Annotated in this window: 6 protein-coding genes and 2 pseudogenes; 6 read left to right on the top strand and 2 right to left on the bottom strand. The window is 72.1% G+C overall.

The annotated features are described in order from the left end of the window. Positions 1 to 317: pseudogene (locus JYK17_RS41235) on the bottom strand (hypothetical protein); the annotation flags it as partial. 118 nt (positions 318 to 435) lie between these two features. Here JYK17_RS41235 and JYK17_RS41230 point away from each other — a divergent pair. From JYK17_RS41230 to JYK17_RS23220, 6 genes and pseudogenes are all read left to right on the top strand, one after another. Next, positions 436 to 1,188, top strand: coding sequence for a hypothetical protein (locus JYK17_RS41230; RefSeq protein WP_372465247.1), 753 nt, complete (start codon positions 436 to 438; stop codon positions 1,186 to 1,188). A gap of 62 nt (positions 1,189 to 1,250) precedes the next feature. Further along, complete coding sequence (locus JYK17_RS23240; RefSeq protein ID WP_108012096.1) at positions 1,251 to 1,685, top strand: roadblock/LC7 domain-containing protein; 435 nt, start codon at positions 1,251 to 1,253, stop codon at positions 1,683 to 1,685. A 2-nt stretch (positions 1,686 to 1,687) separates the two neighbouring features. Next, the gene (locus JYK17_RS23235) at positions 1,688 to 2,059 is read left to right on the top strand and encodes a DUF742 domain-containing protein (RefSeq protein ID WP_128801340.1); all 372 of its coding nucleotides are present in this window, start codon (positions 1,688 to 1,690) and stop codon (positions 2,057 to 2,059) included. Continuing rightward, the gene (locus tag JYK17_RS23230; protein ID WP_108012097.1) at positions 2,037 to 2,636 is read left to right on the top strand and encodes a GTP-binding protein; all 600 of its coding nucleotides are present in this window, start codon (positions 2,037 to 2,039) and stop codon (positions 2,634 to 2,636) included. The genes JYK17_RS23235 and JYK17_RS23230 overlap by 23 nt, the downstream gene beginning before the upstream one ends. 60 nt (positions 2,637 to 2,696) lie before the next feature. Further along, entirely contained in the window at positions 2,697 to 3,278 is a 582-nt protein-coding gene (locus JYK17_RS23225) for a GAF domain-containing protein (protein WP_108012098.1), read from the top strand. Between the two features lie 48 nt (positions 3,279 to 3,326). Further along, positions 3,327 to 3,665: pseudogene (locus tag JYK17_RS23220) on the top strand (TetR/AcrR family transcriptional regulator); the annotation flags it as partial. A gap of 79 nt (positions 3,666 to 3,744) precedes the next feature. Here the strand turns inward: JYK17_RS23220 and JYK17_RS23215 are convergent. Beyond that, complete coding sequence (locus JYK17_RS23215; RefSeq protein ID WP_108012100.1) at positions 3,745 to 4,344, bottom strand: GOLPH3/VPS74 family protein; 600 nt, start codon at positions 4,342 to 4,344, stop codon at positions 3,745 to 3,747. Positions 4,345 to 4,574 lie beyond the last annotated feature (230 nt).

Here is a 4,574-nt window from a genome sequence, read left to right as displayed (position 1 = left end):
CCCGGGCCCGAGACGGGCGCCCGGCGCATCGTGCCCGTGCCGCGGACGCCGCGAGGGGCCCAGCCGCAGAAGGGCGCGCGGCCCGCGGCCGGAGGATTGAACGGCGGTCCGCCGGGCGGCAGTCCGATGGGCGGTGCTTCGGCGGACGGAGGATTGAACGGCGGCCTGCCGGGCGGCAGTTCGATGGGCGGTGCTTCGGCGGACGGGGGACCGAACGGCGGCCTGCCGGGCGGCGATCCGTTGAGTCCGAGTCCGTTGAACGGCAGCTCTTTGGGTGGTGGCCCGTTGGACGGCGATCCATTCAGTCCGAGCCCCATGAGCGGCGGCCCCTTGGGCCGCGGCCCGCTGGACGGCGATCCGTTGGGTGGCGGTCCGTCGAGCCGCAGTCCGGTGAGCGCTGGTCCGTTGGACGGCAGTCCCGGGAGTGGCGGTCCGGTGGGCGGCAGCCCGGCGGGCAGCGGCCCTCCCGCGCCGCTGCCCGTGCGTGGTTCCCACGGCGGACGGTTCAACCCGGCCGAGGCGCTGCCCGGCATCCGGCCCGACGAACGCGCCCGCGTGGCGGAGCACACCGCCACCCCGTCCGCGCCCCGCACCGGAACGGTCCGCGGCACCATGGGCAAGCCCCAACTGCCGCGCCGCCGCGCCCAGGAGCACATCGCGCCCCAGCTGCGGGACGGCCCGGCGCCGCGCCAGGACTCCGAACACGTCGCCGGACACGACCCGGGACTGATGGCCGCCTTCCAGCGAGGCATCGGCCTGGCCGAGGCCCAGCAGAACATGGAGCCCGAGCACACGGGGGCGGCCCACACCCCGCAGGACCCCACGACGGGGTCGGCGCACATGGAGCCCCAGCCCGGCGAGCGGCCGACGCGCATCGAACTGCACCCGCCCCTGGACCCGACCCGCACCGAGTCCACGCCCACGCCCACGTTCCCGGCCTCACCGCTCGACGCACGCCACACGGACGCCCAGCTCACGGACGCTCGCCACACGGACGCCCACCACATGGACGCCGGTGCCACGACCATGCCGCACCCCGTACATCACCCCGTAAACGGGACACCCGTAAACGGGACACCCGTGGACGTAACCCCCATGGACCCGGCCCACATAGCCGAGGCGCGCCCCGCGTCCGCGCGTGGCGTCGACCACCCCACCCGGCACGACGGGAGCGCGCCGGCCGGATGACCCCCTCCCGTCCCACCCCGACCGCTCCCGCAGACCTGCGTACCCCAAGGAGTCGATCCACCATGGCGAGCGAAGCGCCGACCGGCCATGTATCCGATCTCGACTGGCTGATGAGCGGCCTCGTGCAGCGCGTACCGCACACCACCAGTGCGGTACTCCTCTCCTGCGACGGGCTCGTGAAGTCGGTCCACGGCCTCGATGCGGACAGCGCCGACCACATGGCCGCGCTGGCCTCCGGCCTGTACTCCCTCGGCCGCAGCGCCGGGGTCCGGTTCGGCGACGGCGGGGAGGTCCGCCAGGTCGTCGTCGAACTCGACTCGACCCTGCTGTTCGTGACCACCGCGGGCTCCGGCACCTGTCTCGCGGTGCTGGCGGGCCGCGAGGCCGACGCGGCGGTGCTCGGCTACGAGATGGCCATGCTCGTCAAGAGCGTGCGCCCCTACCTGGTCACCGCGCCCCGTCAGCACGCCGTCGAACCCCCGGCGATGAGGCCTTGAGCGTGGCGACGGTCGGCGACGGGCCCTGGCTCGACGACGCGGCCGGTCGGCTGGTGCGCCCCTTCACGGTCAGCAACGGCCGCACCAGGCCCACCATCGCCCTCGACCTCCTGTCGCATGTGATGGCCACCGGGGCCACCCCCCTCGGCTATCTCGGTCCGGAGCACGCGCAGGTGCTCGACCTGTGCCGCGCGCCCGTCTCGATCGCCGAGGTGGCCGCTCATCTGAAGCTGCCGGCGGTGGTCACCAAGGTGCTGCTGTCGGACCTCGTCGACTGCGGGGCGCTCACCACCAAGCCCCCCGAGTTCCACCACAACCCGACTGACCGGGCCCTTCTGGAGGCAGTGCTCGATGGACTACGACGACAGCTCTGACCCCTTCCCCACCGCACTGAAGATCCTGGTCGCGGGAGGGTTCGGAGTAGGCAAGACGACCTTCGTGGGTGCGGTCAGCGAGATCGCGCCGCTCAGCACGGAAGAGTTGCTCACCACGGTCAGCGCCGCGACCGACAGCCTCGACGGGATCGAGAACAAGGTCGAGACGACCGTCGCCATGGACTTCGGCCGGATCACACTCGACCCGGAACATGTGCTGTATCTGTTCGGCACGCCCGGGCAGGAGCGGTTCTGGTTCATGTGGGACGAGCTCTCCGAGGGCGCCCTCGGAGCGGTCATCCTCGCCGACACGCGCCGCCTGGAGGAGTGCTTCGCGGCCGTCGACTTCTTCGAGCAGCGCGGCCTCGGCTTCATCGTCGCTATCAACGAGTTCGACGGCTCGTACCGCTACGACCCCGAGGAGGTCCGGGCCGCCATAGACCTGCCCCCGGAGATCCCGGTGGTGCGCTGCGACGCCCGGATCTCCAGCTCCGGCGTCCAGACCCTGCTCACCCTCGTCCGGCACCTCATCGAGTACGCCCCCGCGCATGCGCCGAGCCACGGCGCCCACATGTGATCCCCGCACACCGCCACGGAGCCCGTATATGCCTTGCGTCCACAGTGACGGAGCCCGCCCATGAGGTACGACCCGTCGCGTCCGGCCGGTCGGCTGCTGCTCACCCCCGAGGACAAGGAGGCCCCCGCCCGCGCCCGGCGGCTGAGCAGACTGGGCCTGGGCGAACACGCCGACCCGGCCCTGGACGAGTACGCGGACCGCCTCGCCGAAGTCACCCGGGCGCCCTACGCCATGGTCAACTTCATCGACGAGAACCGGCAGTTCTTCGCGGGCCTGCATCTGTCCGACGTACAGCCCCCGTTCGTGAAGCCGGACGGGACCACGCCCGTACTCGGCCGTGAGCTCGCCCGCGACCACGGCTTCTGTCCGCATGTGGTGGTCCGGCGCAAGGCCCTGGTCCTGGAGGACGTCTGCGACTATCCGCGGTTCGCGGGCAATCCGGTCGTCGACGAGTTCGGCATCCGCTCCTATCTGGGCGCGCCGCTGATCGACAGCACCGGCATGGTGCTCGGCACCGTGTGTGTCGTCGATGTGGAGCCGCGGCCCTGGGGCAGGCCCGGTCTGGAGACCATCAAGGCGTCGGCGGCGGAACTGGTCGCCCGGCTGGAGCGCCGCGAGGCGGACGGGCTGCCGGTGCTGTGAGACTGCCGCAACGCTGCTGGCCGACCGGTCTATACCTACGCTGGTGGCGTGGGACGTACCAGTGACGCGAAGGAGAAGATCCTCGCCGCCGCCCGTTCGCTGATCGAGGCGCGTGCCTACTCCGCGCTGGGCGTGGCCGAGATCTGCACGGTGGCCGGGGTGCCCAAGGGCAGCTTCTACCACTTCTTCGAGTCCAAGGAGTCTCTCGCGCTCGCCGTCGTGGACGAGCACTGGGCGGCCCAGGAGCGCGACTGGACCCGGGTGCTGGACGGGGACGCGGCCCCCCTGGACCGGCTGCGGCAGCTGTTCGAGCAGACCGAGGCCGCACAGCACACCGCCCAGCAGGGCTGCGGCACCGTCTCCGGCTGCCTGTTCGGCAACCTCACCTGACCCCGCTGTGGCAGAACTGCCGCGCACTGCTGGGCGCTACGGCCGCCTGACCAGGCAGCCCCGCCGGCACATTGCCCTAGTAGCCCCGCCACACGTTGTCGAACGCCGCGTCCTCGATCTGCTTGCGCTGGCGGACCGCCTCCAGTTCCATCACCGCGTCGCCCGCGACGGCCAGTACGGTCGTGACGGCGTCGTCGTCGAACTCCTGCTCGGCGGGTTCGTCGCGGACTCCGGCGGTGGCGGCGAGGGCCGCGAGGACGGGTTCGTGCTCCGCCCAGCGTTCCTGGGCGCGGCGCCGGGCCGGCGAGTCGACCAGTTCGGTGCGCCAGGTCTTCAGCGGCAGTCGGCGGCCCCGCTGCCGGGTCGTCAGGCCCACCCGCTCCAAGTCGTCCACATAGGCCGAGGCCAGCCCGCGGCCCCGGCGCCACAGCCAGTCCTCGACGGACTCGTACGGCTGCTCCCGGGAGAGCGCCGCGGCAGCCTCGTCGAGCAGGCGATCGCCGGTGGGGGCCTGGGCGTTGGGCAGGATGCGGTCGCCGTCCAGCACCAGCGCCTTGGCCTCGATGAGGTCGAAGATCTCGGCGGCGGCGAGCGTGAGCGAGAGGTCGCCCTGCTCCACCGGGCGGTCGGGCGCCGCGTCCAGGGCGACGATCGCGAGGTCCCGTGCGGTGTTCATGAGCGGCTCCACGTCAGTTGGCCGATTGCGGGGCGAGCGTTGGACCCGGTCCTACGCGGGCCGGGCGTCCTCGGTTGATTCTCGCTGGTGCAGCGGGTCTGTGTGTCGTACTACGACCATGTGGTGCGGGAACCCGATGCGCAGCACGGTAGCGGCCGCCGCCGCGGAGAGGACCACGAGGCGGCCAGGGCGAAAGTGATTGAACGAATGCGGCGCGGGCGTCGTCGTTC

It is taken from the genome of Streptomyces plumbidurans, assembly GCF_019857225.1.
GTDB classification, from domain to species: domain Bacteria; phylum Actinomycetota; class Actinomycetes; order Streptomycetales; family Streptomycetaceae; genus Streptomyces; species Streptomyces plumbidurans.
This window is presented reverse-complemented; position numbering and strand designations above follow the sequence as displayed.